General features: G+C 33.2%; 21 protein-coding genes. 16 read left to right on the forward strand and 5 right to left on the reverse strand.

Annotated features, from left to right (window positions below):
* Positions 1 to 4: 4 nt before the first annotated feature.
* Complete coding sequence (locus ACQ0RB_RS06105; RefSeq protein ID WP_129760569.1) at positions 5 to 889, reverse strand: patatin-like phospholipase family protein; 885 nt, start codon at positions 887 to 889, stop codon at positions 5 to 7.
* A gap of 85 nt (positions 890 to 974) precedes the next feature.
* Here ACQ0RB_RS06105 and recG point away from each other — a divergent pair, with 85 nt between their 5' ends.
* From recG to ACQ0RB_RS06140, 7 genes are all read left to right on the forward strand, one after another.
* Positions 975 to 3,107, forward strand: coding sequence for an ATP-dependent DNA helicase RecG (gene recG, locus ACQ0RB_RS06110; protein WP_430497243.1), 2,133 nt, complete (start codon positions 975 to 977; stop codon positions 3,105 to 3,107).
* 285 nt (positions 3,108 to 3,392) lie between these two features.
* Complete coding sequence (locus tag ACQ0RB_RS06115; protein WP_129760566.1) at positions 3,393 to 4,106, forward strand: Abi-alpha family protein; 714 nt, start codon at positions 3,393 to 3,395, stop codon at positions 4,104 to 4,106.
* Positions 4,107 to 4,254: 148 nt separating this feature from the next.
* On the forward strand, positions 4,255 to 4,599 hold the full coding sequence (locus tag ACQ0RB_RS06120) for a hypothetical protein (protein WP_430497245.1): 345 nt from the start codon (positions 4,255 to 4,257) through the stop codon (positions 4,597 to 4,599).
* Entirely contained in the window at positions 4,596 to 4,934 is a 339-nt protein-coding gene (locus ACQ0RB_RS06125; protein WP_430497246.1) for a hypothetical protein, read from the forward strand. Before ACQ0RB_RS06120 ends, ACQ0RB_RS06125 begins: the two co-directional genes overlap by 4 nt.
* Before the next feature lie 209 nt (positions 4,935 to 5,143).
* On the forward strand, positions 5,144 to 5,812 hold the full coding sequence (locus ACQ0RB_RS06130; RefSeq protein WP_430497247.1) for a lysoplasmalogenase: 669 nt from the start codon (positions 5,144 to 5,146) through the stop codon (positions 5,810 to 5,812).
* A gap of 62 nt (positions 5,813 to 5,874) precedes the next feature.
* The gene (locus ACQ0RB_RS06135; protein WP_129760564.1) at positions 5,875 to 6,369 is read left to right on the forward strand and encodes an RNA polymerase sigma factor; all 495 of its coding nucleotides are present in this window, start codon (positions 5,875 to 5,877) and stop codon (positions 6,367 to 6,369) included.
* A 4-nt stretch (positions 6,370 to 6,373) separates the two neighbouring features.
* Entirely contained in the window at positions 6,374 to 7,015 is a 642-nt protein-coding gene (locus tag ACQ0RB_RS06140) for a hypothetical protein (RefSeq protein ID WP_430497250.1), read from the forward strand.
* Between the two features lie 111 nt (positions 7,016 to 7,126).
* On the opposite strand, the gene ACQ0RB_RS06145 is transcribed toward ACQ0RB_RS06140, so the two are convergent.
* Together ACQ0RB_RS06145 and ACQ0RB_RS06150 are read right to left on the reverse strand one after the other, a co-directional pair.
* Positions 7,127 to 7,924 (reverse strand): lysophospholipid acyltransferase family protein, encoded by a 798-nt coding sequence (locus ACQ0RB_RS06145; protein WP_134200311.1) that lies wholly within the window; start codon positions 7,922 to 7,924, stop codon positions 7,127 to 7,129.
* Between the two features lie 46 nt (positions 7,925 to 7,970).
* Entirely contained in the window at positions 7,971 to 8,612 is a 642-nt protein-coding gene (locus ACQ0RB_RS06150) for an NUDIX hydrolase (protein WP_262732711.1), read from the reverse strand.
* Between the two features lies 1 nt (position 8,613).
* Between ACQ0RB_RS06150 and ACQ0RB_RS06155 the strand changes: the two genes are divergently transcribed.
* The 3 genes from ACQ0RB_RS06155 to ACQ0RB_RS06165 all read left to right on the forward strand — a co-directional run bounded on the left by ACQ0RB_RS06155 (position 8,614) and on the right by ACQ0RB_RS06165 (position 12,025).
* Entirely contained in the window at positions 8,614 to 9,324 is a 711-nt protein-coding gene (locus ACQ0RB_RS06155; RefSeq protein WP_430497253.1) for a peptidylprolyl isomerase, read from the forward strand.
* Between the two features lie 62 nt (positions 9,325 to 9,386).
* Positions 9,387 to 11,549, forward strand: coding sequence for a M3 family metallopeptidase (locus ACQ0RB_RS06160; RefSeq protein ID WP_430497255.1), 2,163 nt, complete (start codon positions 9,387 to 9,389; stop codon positions 11,547 to 11,549).
* A gap of 110 nt (positions 11,550 to 11,659) precedes the next feature.
* The gene (locus tag ACQ0RB_RS06165) at positions 11,660 to 12,025 is read left to right on the forward strand and encodes a hypothetical protein (RefSeq protein WP_430497257.1); all 366 of its coding nucleotides are present in this window, start codon (positions 11,660 to 11,662) and stop codon (positions 12,023 to 12,025) included.
* Here ACQ0RB_RS06165 and ACQ0RB_RS06170 read toward each other — a convergent pair.
* Positions 12,022 to 12,627: a trimeric intracellular cation channel family protein gene (locus tag ACQ0RB_RS06170; RefSeq protein WP_129760558.1), complete on the reverse strand. Its 606-nt coding sequence runs from the start codon at positions 12,625 to 12,627 to the stop codon at positions 12,022 to 12,024. The genes ACQ0RB_RS06165 and ACQ0RB_RS06170 overlap by 4 nt on opposite strands.
* Positions 12,627 to 13,370 carry an RDD family protein gene (locus tag ACQ0RB_RS06175; protein WP_335974915.1) on the reverse strand — a complete coding sequence of 248 codons (744 nt, stop codon included), beginning with the start codon at positions 13,368 to 13,370 and terminating at the stop codon, positions 12,627 to 12,629. Before ACQ0RB_RS06175 ends, ACQ0RB_RS06170 begins: the two co-directional genes overlap by 1 nt.
* Positions 13,371 to 13,393: 23 nt before the next feature.
* Here ACQ0RB_RS06175 and ACQ0RB_RS06180 point away from each other — a divergent pair, with 23 nt between their 5' ends.
* From ACQ0RB_RS06180 to ACQ0RB_RS06205, 6 genes are all read left to right on the forward strand, one after another.
* The gene (locus tag ACQ0RB_RS06180) at positions 13,394 to 14,371 is read left to right on the forward strand and encodes a stage II sporulation protein M (protein ID WP_430497259.1); all 978 of its coding nucleotides are present in this window, start codon (positions 13,394 to 13,396) and stop codon (positions 14,369 to 14,371) included.
* Positions 14,358 to 15,302, forward strand: a complete 945-nt coding sequence (locus ACQ0RB_RS06185; protein WP_430497261.1) for a hypothetical protein — start codon at positions 14,358 to 14,360, stop codon at positions 15,300 to 15,302. The genes ACQ0RB_RS06180 and ACQ0RB_RS06185 overlap by 14 nt, the downstream gene beginning before the upstream one ends.
* On the forward strand, positions 15,295 to 16,038 hold the full coding sequence (locus ACQ0RB_RS06190; protein WP_430497263.1) for a hypothetical protein: 744 nt from the start codon (positions 15,295 to 15,297) through the stop codon (positions 16,036 to 16,038). The genes ACQ0RB_RS06185 and ACQ0RB_RS06190 overlap by 8 nt, the downstream gene beginning before the upstream one ends.
* Positions 16,035 to 17,234 (forward strand): DUF4350 domain-containing protein, encoded by a 1,200-nt coding sequence (locus ACQ0RB_RS06195; protein ID WP_430497265.1) that lies wholly within the window; start codon positions 16,035 to 16,037, stop codon positions 17,232 to 17,234. The genes ACQ0RB_RS06190 and ACQ0RB_RS06195 overlap by 4 nt, the downstream gene beginning before the upstream one ends.
* A 2-nt stretch (positions 17,235 to 17,236) precedes the next feature.
* The gene (locus tag ACQ0RB_RS06200; RefSeq protein WP_430497266.1) at positions 17,237 to 18,307 is read left to right on the forward strand and encodes an AAA family ATPase; all 1,071 of its coding nucleotides are present in this window, start codon (positions 17,237 to 17,239) and stop codon (positions 18,305 to 18,307) included.
* The coding region (locus ACQ0RB_RS06205) for a DUF58 domain-containing protein (RefSeq protein ID WP_430497268.1) at positions 18,307 to 19,478 on the forward strand (1,172 nt) is incomplete at its 3' end. The genes ACQ0RB_RS06200 and ACQ0RB_RS06205, both read left to right, overlap by 1 nt.

The raw sequence follows: 19,478 nt of genomic DNA on the forward strand, positions 1-19,478 counted from the left end.
TCCACTACCTTTCATTTCTTGCTTTTGCATAATCATATCCTAATTGCCACCATTTAGTCATCAAGCGCTTACTGAAAATTAAGGAGTTTTCAGTAAGGTCTGTTGGTGTATAGTACAAATTCAGCTTTACGCCTTTATTTCGTGCAGCAAGCTTGCCTATAACTATATCATTACGCTCCACTTGGTTAAGCAAATGCCCAAACAGATTAATCATTAAGGAAAATGGGTTTTTGCCCAACACCTTCAACCTATCCATTTGTTCAGCTTCTAAAACAATAGCATCAATTTCAGTTGCTCCACGCTGTATAGCCTCGCGTATTGGCACTACACAACCCAAACCACCATCAGCATATTCATAACCGTTCACTTTAGCTAAAGACATAAACGGTATATAATTGCAAGAAATCCATATCCAATTACAAAACTCTTCATACGAGTAGTCGTTAATAGACTTGTACTCTACTGTGTTTTTAGAAAGGTTAGACACTGTCACTACAACATCCTCTTTGGTGTCTTTTATCTTTAAAAACTCTTCTTTAGTAAAATTCTTCCTAATATTCCTCCTTAGTGATTTACTCTCACCAAAGGTGCGTTTCATTCGAATAAACTGCCATAAAGAGTTCACAAAATCAATAGATACAAACTCTCTTCCGTCTTTTTCACGCTGCACAAAAGGACTTACACTAAAAATATCACTCTGTTGCACATTAGTAAAAATATCATACAACTTACCAATATCGTTGACAGCCAAATGAGGTATTAACAAACTTCCTGTAGAAGTTCCTAAATACATATCGTAAGTTTTACCCTGACCCTCAATAAGGTACTGCGCAACTCCTCCTGCATACGCACCTTTACTTCCGCCACCTGATATTACTAATGCTCGCATTTTATTTGTTTTCTGCTCGTTTTAGAGTTCCAAAATACAAAAAATCAAGTTTTATCTTTCAAGTATTAGAATTATATTCGTTACCATGAATACCAATCTTCAAACACCTATAGATTACCTTAAAGGCGTTGGACCAAATCGAGCCGATTTACTTCGTAAAGAGCTTGGTATTCACACCTATCAAGACCTAATCAACTTATTTCCAAATCGATACATTGACCGAACTCAATATTACAAAATTAATCAACTGCAACGCAACAACGCTGACGTACAGGTTATTGGAAGAGTTACTAGCTTTAAAGAAATCGCTCAAAAAAGAGGTAAACGACTAGTTGCCACGTTTCAAGATGATACTGGAGTTATGGAGTTGGTTTGGTTTAGAGGTCAAAAATGGATTAGAGACAGCATAAAACCAAACACAACTTATGTGATTTTTGGAAAAACCAATTGGTTTAATGGCACATTTAGCATGCCTCACCCTGAAATGGAACCGCTTGAAGAACACGAAAAGAATTTGCGCTCTGCAATGCAACCTATTTACCCTTCAACTGAAAAGCTATCCAATAAAGGCATCACCAACAGAGTAATTAGTAAAATTATGCAGAATCTGTTCCTGGAAACCAAAGGCAGATTTTCAGAAACTTTATCTGAAAATTTACTTTCCGAACTTAAATTACTCTCAAAAAGCGAAGCACTTTTCAACGTGCATTTTCCAAAAAACCAAGAGCTATTATCACGTGCTCAATTCCGATTAAAATTTGAAGAATTATTCTACATCCAACTGCAGCTTATTCTTAAAAATCTAATCCATAAATCAAAAATTAAAGGCTTTCCATTTGAAAAAGTTGGCGACTATTTCAACACCTTTTTTAAGGAACATTTACCCTTTGAATTAACCAATGCTCAAAAGCGAGTTCTCAAAGAAATTAGAGCCGATTTAGGCAGTAATGCACAAATGAACCGATTATTACAAGGTGATGTTGGTTCTGGGAAGACTATAGTTGCGCTAATGTCAATGTTAATCGCACTTGACAACGGTTTTCAAGCTTGTTTAATGGCTCCAACTGAAATTTTGTCAGTTCAACACTACAACGGTTTATCAGAGTTTTGCAACAAATTGAATATCAGTATAAAATTATTAACTGGTTCAAGTAATACTTCAGAACGAAAAGAAATCCATGAAAATCTTGAAAATGGCAATTTACAGATTTTAATTGGTACTCACGCACTACTTGAAGATAAGGTAAAATTTAAAAATTTAGGACTTGCAATTATAGACGAACAACATCGATTTGGAGTCGAGCAAAGAAGCAAATTATGGAGAAAAGGCCCAGAGGCATCTTCTGATAATGAAAGGGCAACTACTCCTCCACACATTTTAGTGATGACTGCAACACCAATTCCGCGAACTTTAGCAATGTCGGTTTATGGTGATTTAGACATCTCAGTAATTGACGAATTACCTCCAGGAAGACAGTCTATAAAAACAGTACATCGTTACGATAAAAACAGACTTCGTGTGTTTCAGTTTATAAGAGATGAGATTAAAAAAGGCAGACAAGTATATGTGGTATATCCATTAATTCAGGAAAGTGAGAAAATGGATTACAAAGACCTTATGGATGGTTACGAAAGCATTTCTAGAGACTTTCCTATGCCAAAATACCAAATCTCCATTGTACACGGAAAGATGAAACCAGCCGATAAGGATTACGAAATGCAACGTTTTGCTAAAGGCGAAACACAAATTATGGTAGCCACTACAGTAATTGAAGTTGGTGTAAACGTTCCTAACGCCTCTGTTATGGTTATTGAAAGTGCTGAACGCTTTGGGTTATCGCAATTACACCAGTTAAGAGGTCGTGTTGGTCGTGGTGCCGAACAAAGCTATTGCATTTTAATGACGAGCCATAAACTAAGTAACGACAGTAAACTACGTTTAGAAACTATGACCAGAACCAGTGATGGTTTTGAAATTGCCGAAGTAGACCTTAAACTTCGTGGTCCTGGTGATATTATGGGAACCCAACAAAGTGGTGTACTCAACCTTAAAATTGCCGATATTGTTAAAGACAAAGACATCTTACAAAGCGCTCGCTTTTATGCTAAACGCGTTTTAAACAGCGACCCAACACTAGGCTTACCAGAACACAAAGTACTACTCCACACCTACAGGCAATTGAGCAAATACAAAAACATGTGGAATTACATTAGCTAAAAAAAGCCCAACTAAAATGCTGGACTTAAAAACATAACTGCTCGTTTTTAATTGATTGATTGTCTTAAAATTAGACCATTACCTACCTCACTGCTGTTAGCAATTTGTTAAAGTACTGTATACAACTGTTAATTAACGCTTTTTTAAGAATACATCTGTTAATAACAATTAATAAGATAACTGCATGACTGTCATATAAAAAAACTAAATTCGTTGAGAGTTGATAGGGCTAATTAAAACTATTCATATCTTTATTGTTGTGTAAAATATAACAAAAGAACTCTAATGAAAGAACAAGAAAACGATAAAAAAAGTAGAAGCCTTGACTTGGTTGGATTAGGTGAAACTGCGAAAGCTATACCGAAAGAAGTCTATGTTGAAACTACTAAAGCCTTGATTGATTCTTTCAATAAAATTGTCGCACCCATTACAGAGACTACGAGTGGTTTTGGAAGATACATTCGACAAAAGTTCGATAATATGGTTGATGCCGAAAAAGCTGTTGGTGCGTACACTATTCAAAAAGCTGTTGAAAAAGCTCAACTAAAAGGACAATTGAATTCACCGAAACATTTAAAAAGTTTCGTAAAATCATTTGAAGAAGCATCAAAAGAAGTTGACCCTACTTTACACGAAATGTGGGAAAATATATTAGCTAATCAACTAATAGATTCTGAATTTCATCCGAGATATGTGAATATTTTATCCAATTTTAGTTCCTCAGAAGCTGAATTGCTTTTAAAGTTAAATTCATTTGGGAATATTGGAAAAGACCACAGTAGTTATCTTGGATCACCTCGTAATTTCACCCATTATGTATTGAAAAATTATGATAAGGAATTTAATAAATGGACATATTCTTGCAACGTCTTACTTGAGTTTGAATTAGCAGAAGTTCAAGCACCGAATAATGGCATTTATGAAAACACAGATAGAGTTACAATTCTTTATAGAACAAATTCAGGAAATAGATTCTTAAATGCTGTAACAATAAAATAAATACTATGCACAATAATGTCTACAAGTAATTGCTTGTTTTCTCACATTTCTGAAAATCCTGCAACTATTCATACCAAAGTTGATATAGATAATTAAAACTATCCATATCTTTATTATTGTAAACAATGCCCAAACTGAATCGCAAAAAATGAACTTGGACGAACTGATAAAAAATATTCTAAAAGTTTCTAAAGAAAAAACTATTCAAAAATTAGCCGATAACATTCAGGAATGGAAAATTGATGAAAGAAATGCGGTTGAATTAAAAGACAATATTGAGCATTTTCTTGGTAATACGTTGATTGAAAAACAAACTGACTTTGAAAAAGTTTACGCAATGTGGACTGAATTTCGGAAATCGGCAATTGATGGAATTGGCGGAATGACAATGAACGAAAGACTTTATTGGTTTGGACTATTTGAATTATTTGAAAACGCAAGAAATGAGAATGAACAAGAAAAGTATTATAGAAAATTAATGGCAAAAAAATGAGCTCTGATAAAAACAAAAAAATATTTTTCAACTTCATTTCAATATTATTAATTATTATTTCCTGTTACTTTCTTTTAGCAACAATAAACTCTGCCGTAAGTAAAAAATATGGAGTATTTAATCCAACTGAATCATATCATTATTCTACATTAAATACAGAAACCGAGAAAATAAACTATGTTAAAGAAATAGAACATAATAATTTGATTTTAAAAGCAACACCAATTATTTATCTGATTCTAACAATTACAAGTTTTATCTCTGCAATTTTAATTGTAGTTTACAGAAAAAAACTATCTGAATCGAAATATTTAAGAATATTTGAAAAAAATTAAAAGCACAGTTTACAACAACGTATATAATCCATTGCTAGTGAGAGCCTACTTACGAAAATCCTCGCGGATTTTCTATTCGGTTTTTATTTGCTAAATTACGTGCTAAACCACGCAACGTATCATATACAAGACCGTTAAACGAACATTCCAAATCATCCTATTCTTATTTCCACATTCAATTTAGTACCTTTAAGCATTAATTATCTATTATGCTTACAAAAAAAGAACAAGGCTTTAGTATCTTATTTTTTATCATTATTATTGCAGAGCTTATTTGCAGTAGTGTTGAAAGCCTAAATGGGTTGCATTATGTTACCAAACCAGCTATTTTGGTGTCGCTTATCGCCTATTTTTTAACAAGTAGTAATCACCTCAACAAAACCTTAAAGCTACTTACCTTATTTGCCTTACTGTTTTCTTTGCTTGGTGATGTGCTATTAATGTTTGTACACAAATCAGAAGGGTATTTTATGTTTGGACTTATCGCTTTTTTACTGGCTCATATTATGTACATCATAGTATTTTTAAAACATAAAAACCCAAGCAAAAACCCTTATGTATTTATACTTATAGCTTTGCTGTATGCTGCAATGCTGTTTTATATAATGTTTGATGGTCTTGGAGACATGCTATATCCTGTAACGGTTTATATGCTAGTAATTTTAACTATGGCTGTAACTGCGTTTTTAAGACAAGGTAAAGTGCTACCACTAAGCTATACGCTAGTATTTTTAGGCGCATTGCTGTTTATGCTTTCTGATAGTATTTTGGCACTCAACAAGTTTTACAAACCCTTACCATTATCGAACATCAGTATTATGCTAACGTATGCTTTAGCACAGTATTTCATAGTGTTAGGCTTACTAAAAAACAAATAATTTTAAACTAGTGTAACAACTCACCTTTTATAGCTACATATAGTCAACTAACTGATTGAAATTTGGACAAACAACTTGAACATAGTTTTGTAGAACAGCTTGAAAAGCATCAGAACATTGTACACAAAGTCTGTAGATTATACACCAATAATCAAGAAGCGCACAATGATTTGTTTCAAGAAATAACTATACAATTATGGAAAGCCTATCCTAAGTTTAGAGGCGACTCAAAATTTAGCACATGGATGTATAGAGTTGGCTTAAATACAGCAATAACGTTGTACCGAAAATCTAAACGCTCCATACAAACACAGGAGTTTGAGAGTATTCAGTTTAAAATAAAATCGGAAGAATACGACGACACCGAAGAGCAACAACTAAAGCTATTGTACAAAGCAGTCCACCAATTAAACGACATTGAAAAGGCACTGGTGTTTTTATACTTAGAAGATAAAAATTACAGTGAAATAAGTGAAACTCTGGGAATTACTGAGGTAAATGCAAGAGTGAAGATGAACAGAGTGAAAACAAAACTAAAAACAATATTAAATCCGTAAGCTTATGGATGAGTTAGAATTATTAAAGAAAGACTGGAAAAAGGGAGAAGACAACTACCCAAAGTTGACTTACAATGAGATTTATAAAATGATATTAAAAAAATCCTCATCTATTGTCAAGTGGATTTTTATTATCAGCCTTTTAGAATTTGCATTTTGGACAGGAATAAGTTTCTTGTTAAAAGACAATAAGAATGCTAAACATTTTGACGAGTTAGAAAGCGACTTTTTACTCATACCATTTACCATTTTAGGTTATGTGGTTTTGGCGTATTTCTTTTATTTATTCTATAAAAACTACCGCAGAATTTCTGTAACTGACAGCGCAAAAGTACTTATGGAAAACATCCTAAAAACCAGACGTACTGTAAAGCAATATGTAGCTTTTAACCTTATTTTTATGATTGCCTCAGCAGTTATAGCGTTGTATATTGAATTTAGCCAAAACGAAGATGTTATCTCTAAGGTAGAGCTAGCTTCGGCCAATGGTGAAGCCTTTACATTCTACGCTAAAATTATAGGACTAACCATAGTTACTCTAGGTGGCGCAATACTAGTGTTACTTGGGTTTTACTGGCTTATTTATGGTATTTTACTCAAGCGTCTTAACAACAACTACAGAGAGCTTAAAAAGCTGGAAGTATAGTGGTTATTAAAATGTAAATTGTCAATCTGAACTCGTTTCAGATTCTCATAATTTATGTTTGAGTTGAATTCCGCATTAGCAAATCAAGTGCAATACAGTCTTAAATTAGTTTTACCACTCACGCAGTTTGTTGAGTTCTTCTTGCGCTTGTAGTTCCTCTTGGGAAATCACCTTTAAAAACGAAGGATGTTGCTCAATAGCGTATTCTATTTTTTCAACAATTTCAGCAATACTTTCGTTATCGTAATCAATCTCCAAAGGTGCTTTTATTTCCATGCTTTGTAAGATGTTTTTCTTTTTAATACGCAATCCTTTTTTATCAAAAGAGCGTCTAAAACCATCAATTACAATAGGCACAACAACAGGTTTGTATTTTTTAATAATGTGCGCTGTTCCTTTTCTAATAGGTTTAAAAGGTGTTGTGGTTCCTTGCGGAAAAGTAACAACCCAACCATCATCTAAGGCTTTTCCAATATTAGAAATATCGCTCATTTTAACCTGTCGGTTAACATCTTGTCCTTCTGCTCTCCATGTGCGCTCAATACTTACCGAACCTACATACGCCAAAATTTTTGGCAACAAACCAGATTTCATGGTTTCCTTTGCAGCAACATAGTAAATGTTCAGCTTAGGATTCCATAAATAACCTACATTTTTAATATTGTCTATTCTTCCACTTAAACTCGCATTGAACACGTGAAACATAGCCACAACATCTGCAAAATAGGTTTGGTGATTAGAAATAAACAACACATTGGCATCAGGAAGATTCTTGATAACCTCAGAGCCTTCAATTTTAAGTTCATTAAAACCTCTAAAGCGTCTGTGAGTCATTGCGCCTAAGATTCTAATGAGCCATTTTTTCAAAAAAAGAATATGTCCGAAAGGATTTTTTTTAAATAATCCCATAGATTTTTATTAGTTAGTAAGCTACAAATGTAAGAAAACTGTTATTTTATAACACTTGTTTTAACAAGTCTTTTAACTCGCTAAGCATCATTGCAGTGGCTCCCCAAACAATATGATTGTTCAATTTATAGGCAGGAACTTCAACATTTACTTTGTAAGATGTTGGTACAGAAGTTTTAATCATTGTACTATCATCTAAAAAATGAGACAGCTCAACTTCTATTAAATCCTCAACCTCTTCTTCTTGTTTTATAAAACTAGGCATTGTAGTCGTGATTCCAAAAAACGGAAACACAGTAAAGTTACTTGGTGGTATATACATTGGCGTTAACGCTCGCAATACTTTTATGCTCTGTTCCAATACACCAACCTCTTCTCGTGTTTCTCTTAAAGCAGTAAATTCTAATGACGCATCGTCTTTTTCAAACTTGCCTCCAGGAAAACCCACTTGAGCCGAATGTACACCTTTGTAGGTTTTTCTTAAAATTAACAACAGTTTTGCGTTTTGCTTGGTATCAGGATAAAATAATGCCATAACACCAGCATGCTTGGAGTTTTTCATGGCTTCTTTTTGCTTTGCCATAAGCTCCAAACGATAAGGAGGCGACATTTTAATTTGTGAAGCTTCTCCTGGTAGTGGTAGATTTTTTATTTTTGAAACAGAATCTAAAAACGCATTAAAATTCATTATGAGAATTCTTTTATTGGTTTGCCTTTGTTTTGCCTTAACGAACTGTGAAGATAAAAAATCTTCTAAAAAAAATAATACAATACCTTCAACAGATACTACAGAAACCAAAAAAGAACCTCCAAAAACCGATACTATTGTTGAACCAAAAAGAGAATTCCCTTATCTAACCGATGAGAATGCTATGGAGTTTTTCTTGGAGTACGAAAAACACAACAAAGAAAACAAAGTACGAATTACGACAGATTTTGGTACAATAGACATCTTATTGTTTAACGAAACCAAATTCCATAGAGCTAATTTTATCTTTCTTACCAAGCAAAGTTATTTTGACGACACACAATTTTACCGAGTAGTCAACAACTTTATTATACAAGGTGGAAGCACTGACGATCCTGATGTTATGAACAAACGAAAAGACATTGGTCGCTACCTCTTACCTACTGATACCAAACGTGGTTTTAGACACGACAGAGGTGTGGTGAGCATGCCAAGTAGCGAGATTGAGAATCCTTACAAATTGGCTTCTCCTTATGAGTTTTTTATTGTTCAAAAACCTGGTGGTTCTTACCATTTGGATGGAGACTATACCATTTTTGGAAAAGTAATAAATGGAATGGACGTAGTAGATAAAATCTCAGCACAAGAAACCGATGAAGCCGAATGGCCATTGCATAATATATACATTAAAAAGGTAGAAATTATAAAATAATTAAGACTTCATTTTATAGATTTTTAATACCTTCCGCAGCATAATACTAAACTACTTTCTAAATGAAAAAACACAATTTTTCTACGCACATTAAAACTTTGGGTTTATGTGCTTTAATCTCTTTTACAGCTTGTAAAGAAGAGAGCCAACAACAAAATGATGACGTTGCCATGAGTGATAATATTTTACTACAAGAATGGACAGGTCCTTACCAAGGCGTTCCTGCATTTGACAAAATGAAGGTTGAGGACATTAAAGAAGCTATGGAAATAGGAATGGAATTAGGTTTAAAAGATATTGAAGCTATTGCCAACAATCCTGAACCTCCAACTTTTGAAAACACTATAGTTGCTATGGAGCGTTCTGCTGAAGAGTTAGACCGAGTAACGCGTTACTATGGTATTTTTAGTAGTAATGTATCTTCTCCTGAGTTTAGAGCAATTCAAGCAGAATTAGCACCTAAACTATCAGATTACCAATCTAAAATTTCGCAAAACGAAAAATTATTTCAACGTATTAAAGCGGTTTATGATGCGTCACAAAAAACGCCTTTAGGCGACCAAGAGCAACGTGTTGTAGATTTAACTTACAAGCAGTTTGAAATGAATGGTGCCAACCTTGATGCTGCTAAAAAAGCACGTTACGCTGAAATCAACAAAGAATTATCGTCATTGTACACCAAATTCTCTAATAATGTTTTACATGACGAAGAAAACTATGTGACTTACTTGAACAAAGACCAATTAGGAGGACTTTCAGATGGGTTTATAAAATCTGCTGCTAAAATCGCTACAGATAAAGGTCATGAAGGTAAGTATGCCATTACAAACACACGTTCGTCAATGGATCCCTTCCTTACCTACTCTACCAACCGTGAGTTACGTAAACAAGTTTGGGAAAACTACTACTCGCGTGGAGACAATGGTGACGAATACGACAACAACCAAATTATTGCTGAGATTTTAAAACTACGTAAAGAGCGTGTAGCACTTTTAGGTTATGACAATTATGCTGAGTGGAGATTACAAGACCGAATGGCAAAAACCCCTGAAAACGCTATGGATTTAATGCTAAAAGTTTGGCCTGCAGCAACAGCAAGAGTTAAAGAAGAGGTAGCAGACATGCAAGCTGTAGCTAATGAAAATGGCGACAATATTACCATTGAACCTTGGGACTACCGCTACTATGCTGAAAAAGTTCGTAAAAAGAAATACGATTTAGATAGCGATGAAGTAAAGCAATACCTTCAATTAGATAAGTTAACCGAAGCAATGTTCTTTGTAGCTGGAGAATTGTTTAATTACAAATTTACTCCTGTTAAAGAAGGCTCAGTTCCTGTATTTAACGAAGATGTAAACGTTTGGGAAGTTACTGATAAAGATTCAGGAAAACATATTGGTCTTTGGTATTTAGACCCATTTGCTCGTGAAGGTAAACGTTCAGGTGCTTGGGCAACTACTTACAGAAGTTATACGTCATTTGATGGCGAAACTAACGTATTGGCATCTAACAACTCTAACTTTGTAAAACCTGCTCCAGGAGAAGCTGTATTAGTATCTTGGGATGATGCAACAACATTTTTCCATGAGTTTGGACATGCTTTACACTTCTTTGCTGCTGATGTGAAGTATCCAACCTTACAAGGTGGTGTTAGAGATTATACCGAGTTTCAATCGCAATTGTTAGAACGTTGGTTATCTACTGACAAGGTGATTAATCAATTCTTAGTACACCACGAAACAGGAAAACCAATGCCTGCTGAATTGGTTGAAAAAATCAAAAAAGCTTCAACGTTTAACCAAGGTTTTGGTACTACAGAATATTTAGCTTCTGCATTAATTGATATGAAATTACACTTAGCTGATCCAACCAATATAGATATTGATAAGTTTGAGCGTGAAACTTTAGACGAACTTGGTATGCCTAAAGAATTACCAATGCGTCATAGAACACCTCACTTTGGACACGTATTTTCTGGTGAAGGTTATGCTACTGCATATTATGGTTACATGTGGGCAGATGTATTAACTAGTGATGCATCAGAAGCTTTTGCTGAAGCTCCAGGTGGTTTTTATGATGAAGCAGTTGCTGAAAAATTGGTGAAGTATTTGTTTGCTCCTAGAAACGCAATGGATCCTGCTGAAGCTTACAGACTATTTAGAGGTCGTGATGCTAAAATTGAAGCATTAATGCGTGATAGAGGATTTCCTGTACCGCAAAACTAAACATTAATATAACAACAATTTAATCCCATTATCTTAGTATTAGGTAATGGGATTTTTTATAATAAATATGTCTATTTTTCGTTTCAATTAACAACCACCAAACAAATAGAATGAACAACTTCAAAAAAATAATTCTTGAAATCCCAGAATACTTTTTAATTGCTAGCGTAATTTTTTATTGGTTTTCAACAGGACTAACACTTAACTATATTGCCATTACGCTTATAGCTGGTTTAATTTTGCAAATCATCTTCAAGAATAAAGTAGTAGGAATTTCAATACCAAGTCTTTTAATTGTTATAAGCTTGTATATGATTTTAGCTGTACTTTCTGAAGTTAGTGAGTTTCCTAGTTTTAACACTGAAGCACAAACACTACTTTTAGTAGGTTTACTTTATTTTATAGCCACTATAGTTATATCAATAATTATGATTTACAAGTACGCAGTTATTAAAAGCATCAAAACCAATTTCTAATCTTTATACAAACTAGGTAAGCTTATTTTCAACTTAACAGCTAAAAGCCGAATAACAATTACAACTACTCCTGCTATTACAAACACAAAGTTAGAATCGGTTAAAAACTCACTAAGCAAGAAATAAGTAAGTCCGCCCAAAATACAAGCTGTTGCATAAATTTCTTTTCTAAAAATCACAGGTATTTCGTTACATAAAATATCTCTTATCACACCACCAAAGCAAGCTGTCATGGTTCCTAGCGCAATACAAATTATAGGATGCAAACCAATGGTTAAGCCTTTTTCAATTCCAACCACAGTGTAAAGTCCAATACCAATAGTATCAAACAAAAAAAGTGACGTTCTTAAATAGTTAATATAGTTTTTAAAAAGAATAGCAAATAAGGTTGCTCCTAAAATAACATACACGTAAGTCATATTAATCATCCAAGACACAGGAGTTTGCCCAATAAGTGTATCTCTTAAGGTTCCACCACCTACAGCAGTTACAAATGCTATAATAAGCACTCCAAATGGATCCATTCTTTTATTCATAGCGACTAAAACGCCTGAAATAGCAAAAGCAATAGTACCTAGTATGTCAATAACCTGAAAAAACATTACATGCTTTGTGTATAGTAGTTATAGTCTTTAAGTATGGTATCAATAAATTCAATATCGTTACCATTCACTTCTTTAATATCTATAACTTCAATTATTTTCTTACGCAGCTTTATAAGCGTTGTGTAGTCTTTTGCTGCTTTGGCAGTTATAAAAGTGTCTTTAATAATACGTGCATCATTATCGGACAATTTAATAACCGAAGGATATGTTGGTGTGTAAGTATCTTCTAAATCTTCAAGAATAGTATGGCTGATATTTACATTATTCTTTAATGAAATTACCGATGTACCAGCAGTCATATCACCTAAACGCTGACTTTTTTTACTGGTTACAATAGAGATTAATGCCACAATACCAGACATCATGTTAATATCTACAATCCTAAAAAACCAACGAATCACAAAATCGGCTAATGATGCTTGGTAACCGTCAATTTTTACAACCTTAATTTTCATTATACGTTTTCCAAGTGTTTGACCATCAAGTATAGTTTCAAAAATAAGAGAGTATAAAACAACAGGTAAATAAAAACATGCTTGAATGGCTATTTGAGACCAATGATCCATGTCTTCAATCATTTCATCAATTTCAAAAAGATTAAATGTTAACTGATAAATTACAACGATATAGGCTATCTTAATTATTAAATCTATAATGTATGCCAATATCCTATCTCCAACACTAGCAGCTGTGAAATTAATATTTACATTTTGAGTGGTGTTTATTTGTAACTCTACCATTTATTACTTTAATTTGATAGCTTATGAGAGAAGTTGCATTTATTAAACAAAATAAAGAAAAATGGCTCAATTTTGAAAAGGCTATTTTTGGAAAAACCCTTAAAAATCCTGATGAACTTGCATCACTTTATATACACTTAGTAAACGATCTTTCGTATGCTCAAACTTACTATCCCAAAAGTAAAACAATTCTTTATTTAAACAACTTAGCTGCTAAAGCTTTTCAAAAAATTTATAAAACCAAGCGCGAAGACACTAATCGATTTGTGCATTTTTGGAAAATTGAAGTTCCGCTAATTGTTTACCAATACAGACGTTATGTGCTTTATGCCTTTTTAATTTTTGCTGCTTTTGTAGCTATTGGAGTAATTTCTGCAGCACACGACGATACTTTTGTAAGAATAATACTTACCGACCAATATGTAAACATGACTTTAGAGAATATTGAAGCAGGCGATCCTGTTGCGGTTTACAAAAGCGGTAGTAATTGGGGAAGTTTTATCGGCATTACCCTAAACAACCTTTATGTAGGCATTTGCTCCTTTATTTTTGGTGTTTTTGGTGGTATTGGCACTGTATATTACATGTTACGCAATGGTATTATGTTAGGATCTTTTCAATACTTTTTTTATGATAAAGGCGTGCTTTGGGAAAGCGTAAGAGGTATTTGGATTCATGGTTCTATGGAAATTTTTGCTATTGTTATTGAATGTGCCGCTGGATTAATTTTAGGAGCCAGTATTTTATTTCCAAAAACTTACTCACGAATGACTTCTTTTAAAACAGGTGTAAAAGATGGTGTAAAGATTTTAATCAGCACATTTCCGTTTACCTTTTCAGCAGGTTTTTTAGAAGGTTATGTGACTCGGTATTCTAATACTATGCCCAATTGGTTATCAGTAGGAATTATATTAGTTACCCTTTTTATAATTTCTTACTACTATTTGGTTTACCCATACATTTTAAACAAAAAACTTAAATCAACTTATGGAACTATATAAATCTAGAGGCTTTGGTGAATTCTTTCAAGACACTTTTGCATTTTTAAAGCAAAGTGGAAAACACCTTTTTAAGCAATTTTTTATAGTAAATGGAATTTTCCTCATCATACTTATGGTATTGGGCTACTTTTTTTCAAAGTTTTATACTGATATCGTTTTTGGAGGATTAATGTCTAATAATCCATCAGTGGTTGATGATTACATGAATGAAAACATGGGAATTTTCATAGTACTCATTATTTTGTTTTGTACTGTTGGTTTAATTGCTGGTGTTGTCTCCTATTCGTTTGTTCCTATTTATTTAAAATTATATAGCGAACGTGGTGGTTCTAACTTTGAAACACGTGATATTGTTGACCTATATAAAAAGCATATTGGTAAAATATTCATTTTTCTGGTATGTGCTATATTAGTTGGTATTCCTTTAATGATTGTTTGCGGAGTAGCCATGTTTCTTCTAGTAATTACAATTATTGGCATGCTGCTTTTACCACTTGTTATTGGTTTTGTAGCGTTATTTTATCAGTCTACTCTTATAGAATATATTGAAGATAAAAAAGGTATTTGGGAATGTTTTGGATATGCTTGGACCTTAATAAGTTCAAAATTTTGGGCTGCAATAGGTAGCGTTGGTATCTTTTTCTTAATGAGCTACATTGTACAAAACATTATTGCTTTAATACCTTATATTTTTGGTATGGCAAGCTTATTTACTACCATAGAACAAGGAGACACAATGAATAACCCACAGGAAATTGCTGGTACAATGACAGTAATGATGATTGCAATTTTCTTATTAACCTTTTTAGTAAGCTCAATACTAAATGTAATTGTTCAACTAAACCAAGGTATTGTGTTTTACAGTTTAAAAGAAGACAATGAAAATATAAACACCAAAAGCGTTATTGATCAAATTGGTTCTGGTGAATAAATTCTTATTTATACATATTATCCTTTTCTACTTTGGGTCGTTAACTACAGTGTTTGGTATTCCTGCTACTGAAACTGCTTCTGATTCTTTAGTAACTGACAATTCGCCTATTGAAAAACGTCATTTTGAAGAATTAACCGATAAGTATTCTGGTAACGATTACATTTATGAACGCACAGTAGAACAGTCTGGTTGGTGGACTCGATTTAAACAATGGTTAAGCGATTTGTTTCAAAAACTATTCAATTTAAGTGGTGACGGACAAGCATCGTCATTTACTGAGGTTGCTTTAAAAATTTTCTATGTGGTCGTTTTTCTACTGGTAGTGTATTTTATTTTTAGAGCAATTATCAACAAAGAAGGCACTTGGGTGTTTGGAAAATCTTCGGAAAAAAATATTGTTCCGGTTACTGATATTGAAAACAACATTCACGTAGCCGATTTTAAATCGCTTATTGAAATTGCTGAAAGTGAAAAGAATTACAGACTTGCAGTCCGTTATTATTACTTATGGTTGTTACGATCGTTAACCAATGCGCAACTTATTGATTACGATGTAGAAAAAACTGATAGCGACTATCTGTACGAATTACAATCAAAAACCAATAGAGATCAATTTTCTTACACCTCTTACTTATATAATTACATTTGGTATGGTGAGTTTGATGTCAATACACAACAGTTTGACAAAGCTAAACATGCATTTACAACCTTTATAAACAACGTAAAAGCATGAACAAAACCATAAAAATATACATAGGTCTTTTAGTTTTACTTTTTGTAGGAGTTATAGTTGTTGAGTTTTCTACTCCTCCACCAGTAAACTGGACTAAAACCTATAACGAAAATCAAAAAATACCATATGGTACTTATATTTTACACAACGAATTGGAAACCCTTTTTCCAACCAGTAAAGTGCATGATATAAAGGTTACACCTTATGAGTATTTTGACGATTACTACAGTTGGGAAGATAGCACGTACCTTACTGCTGGAAACTTTATTCAAATTAATGAGTTCTCTCCTACCGATGATGTTTCGGCTCAAGAGTTATTGGATTTTGCGTCCTTTGGAAATTCCATTTTCATGTCAACCAGTTATCCTCCAAGGACATTTTTTGACAGTTTAGGTTTTCAAACTGACAACGATTACAGTTTTAAAGGTGCTGCAAATTTAAGTTTTGCAAATCCTAGGCTTAAACAAGATTCTATTTTCATACAAAAAGGTATGAGCAACATCTACTTTTCAGAATTAGATACTGTTTACACAACCGTTTTAGGCTATCAAAAGTTTGACTCATTACAACAACGTGTCAATTTTATAAAAGTGAATTGGGGAAAAGGCAATATCTTTTTACACCTACAACCTGTGGTGTTTACCAACTACCATTTGCTCAAAAAAAATAATAAGAAGTATGCAGCTGCTGCATTGTCTTACTTGCCAGACGACACCATTTATTTTGACTCAAAAAATAAGTTTGGTAAAGATTTAGGAAGTTCACCATTACGATTCATTTTAAGTCAACCACCTTTACGCTATGCTTGGTATTTAGCACTATTGTCTATATTTTTATTTATGATTTTTAATGCAAAACGAAAACAACGTGTTGTAAAAGTGATAAAACCATTAGAAAATACAACAGTAGCCTTTACAAAAACCATAGGAAACCTATATTACGAAACAAAAGACCATGACAATCTTGTCAATAAAAAAATAACTTACTTTTTAGAACATATAAGACGTGTGTATTATTTAGACACGCAAGTATTGGATAAAAAGTTTGTAAAGTCTTTAGTCTTAAAATCAGGAAAAGACGAAAGCGAAACTCAAAAACTCATCAACCTTATTGCACATTTAAAAGCAAAACCTAGTTGCAATGAAGATGATTTACTCAATTTAAATAAAGCAATAGAAGATTTTTATACCAAATAATTATGGAGCACGAAAACGAAAATCAAGACGAGCAATTACAACCTCAACAAGACGAGCAAACTACTCAACAACCTGTTGAAACCGCTATTACAGAAGACGAAAACATTAGTTTTAAAAACCGAATAGACCTTAGTGAGTTACAAAAAGGTGTTGCCTTAATAAAACAAGAAATAAGTAAAGTTATTGTAGGTCAAAAAGGAATGATAGACATGCTTTTGGCGTCGTTATTAGCAAATGGACATTCGCTTATTGAAGGTGTTCCTGGTGTTGCAAAAACCATTTCAGCTAAACTATTAGCAAAGTCATTGGATATTGGGTTTAGTCGTATTCAATTTACACCAGACCTTATGCCTAGTGATATTTTAGGAACTTCGGTTTTTGATATGAAATCATCAGAATTTCAGTTTAAAGAAGGTCCTATTTTTTCGAATATGATTTTAATTGACGAAATCAATCGTGCACCAGCAAAAACACAAGCAGCGCTTTTTGAGGTCATGGAAGAACGCCAAATTACTATAGATGGTAATAAATATAAAATGGATTTACCTTTTATTGTTTTAGCAACACAAAACCCAGTAGAACAAGAAGGAACTTACCGCTTACCAGAAGCGCAATTAGACCGTTTTTTATTTAAAATAGATGTAGATTATCCTAACCTTGATGAAGAGGTTGAAATCCTTAACAGAGAACAAGCGCTTAAAGGCGATTTAAAAACCGATAAGGTAACGTCTCATCTTAACAAAGCACAAATTAAAAAGTTTCAGGATATTGTTAACCAAATCATTATAGAAGAACATTTGGTAAAATACATTGCCAATATTATTGTAAACACACGTAACAATCCGTTTTTATATTTAGGAGCTTCACCAAGAGCATCTATAGCAATACTAAAAGCAAGTAAAGCATTTGCTGCTATTGCTGGACGAGATTTTGTAACTCCTGAGGACATTAAAAAAGCGGCAACTCCTGTATTACAACACAGAGTAATTGTAACTCCTGAACGCGAAATGGAAGGTATTACCACAAAACAAATTATTAATCAAATTATTGAAGCTGTAGAAATACCAAGATAATGCTTAAACGCCTAAAACCGTTTTACATACAAAACCGATTTTTTTATGCCTGCTTAGGTATAATACTGCTATTTATTGTCAGTTTTATTTTCCCAAGACTGTTCAATATTGTTAAGCTTTTGGTATTGTTATTAGTCGCATTAACCATTTTGGACACCTTACTGTTATTTATGGCAAAACGAGGTGTTGTTGGTAACCGTTTACTTCCTGAAAAGTTCTCAAATGGTGACCAAAACGCTATTGAACTTACGTTGGAAAATTTCTACACCTTTCCTGTAAATGTTAGAGTTATAGATGAAATTCCTGAACAATTCCAGGTTAGAAACTTTAATATTGAACGACGATTAAAAGCATCTAGCGTTTCAAAACTACAGTATGAATTGCGTCCTGTTGAACGTGGCGAATATCATTTTGGAAAACTTAACATATATGCTTCATCTGTTTTTGGTTTAGTTGCAAGACGCTTTGTAAGTGCCGAAAACAAAATGGTACCAACCTACCCTAGCTTTATGCAATTGCGCAAATACGATTTGTTAGCAATTAGCAACAACCTGCATCAATATGGTATAAAAAAGATTAGAAAAATTGGTCATACCATGGAGTTTGAGCAGATTAAGGAGTATGTTTTGGGAGACGATTTACGTACTATAAACTGGAAAGCTACAGCTAAGACCAATCAGTTAATGGTTAATCAGTTTCAAGATGAAAAATCGCAACCTGTATATTCAGTAATTGACAAAGGACGTGTTATGAAAATGCCTTTTGATGGTTTAACTTTATTGGATTATGCTATCAATGCTTCTTTGGTAATTTCTAATGTAGCTCTAAAAAAGCAAGATAAAGCAGGTATTTTGGCTTTTTCTAAAAAGGTTGAAAATATTGTTGTTGCCGAACGTAGAACGTCGCAAATGAATCTTGTTTTAGAAACTCTTTACAATGTAAGAACCGATTATTTTGAGAGTGATTATGGAAGACTTTATGCTGATGTAAAACGAAACATTAACCAAAGAAGTTTGATGTTGTTGTATACCAATTTTGAAACTTTAGATGGATTACACAGACAACTTCCCTACTTAAAAGGTATTGCTAAAAACCATCTTTTGGTAGTTATTTTCTTTAAGAATACTGAATTAAACACGCTTATAGAAGACAAAGCAGAAACAGTACAGCA

The organism is Gaetbulibacter sp. PBL-D1 (assembly GCF_050509525.1).
Lineage (GTDB): Bacteria > Bacteroidota > Bacteroidia > Flavobacteriales > Flavobacteriaceae > Gaetbulibacter_B > Gaetbulibacter_B jejuensis.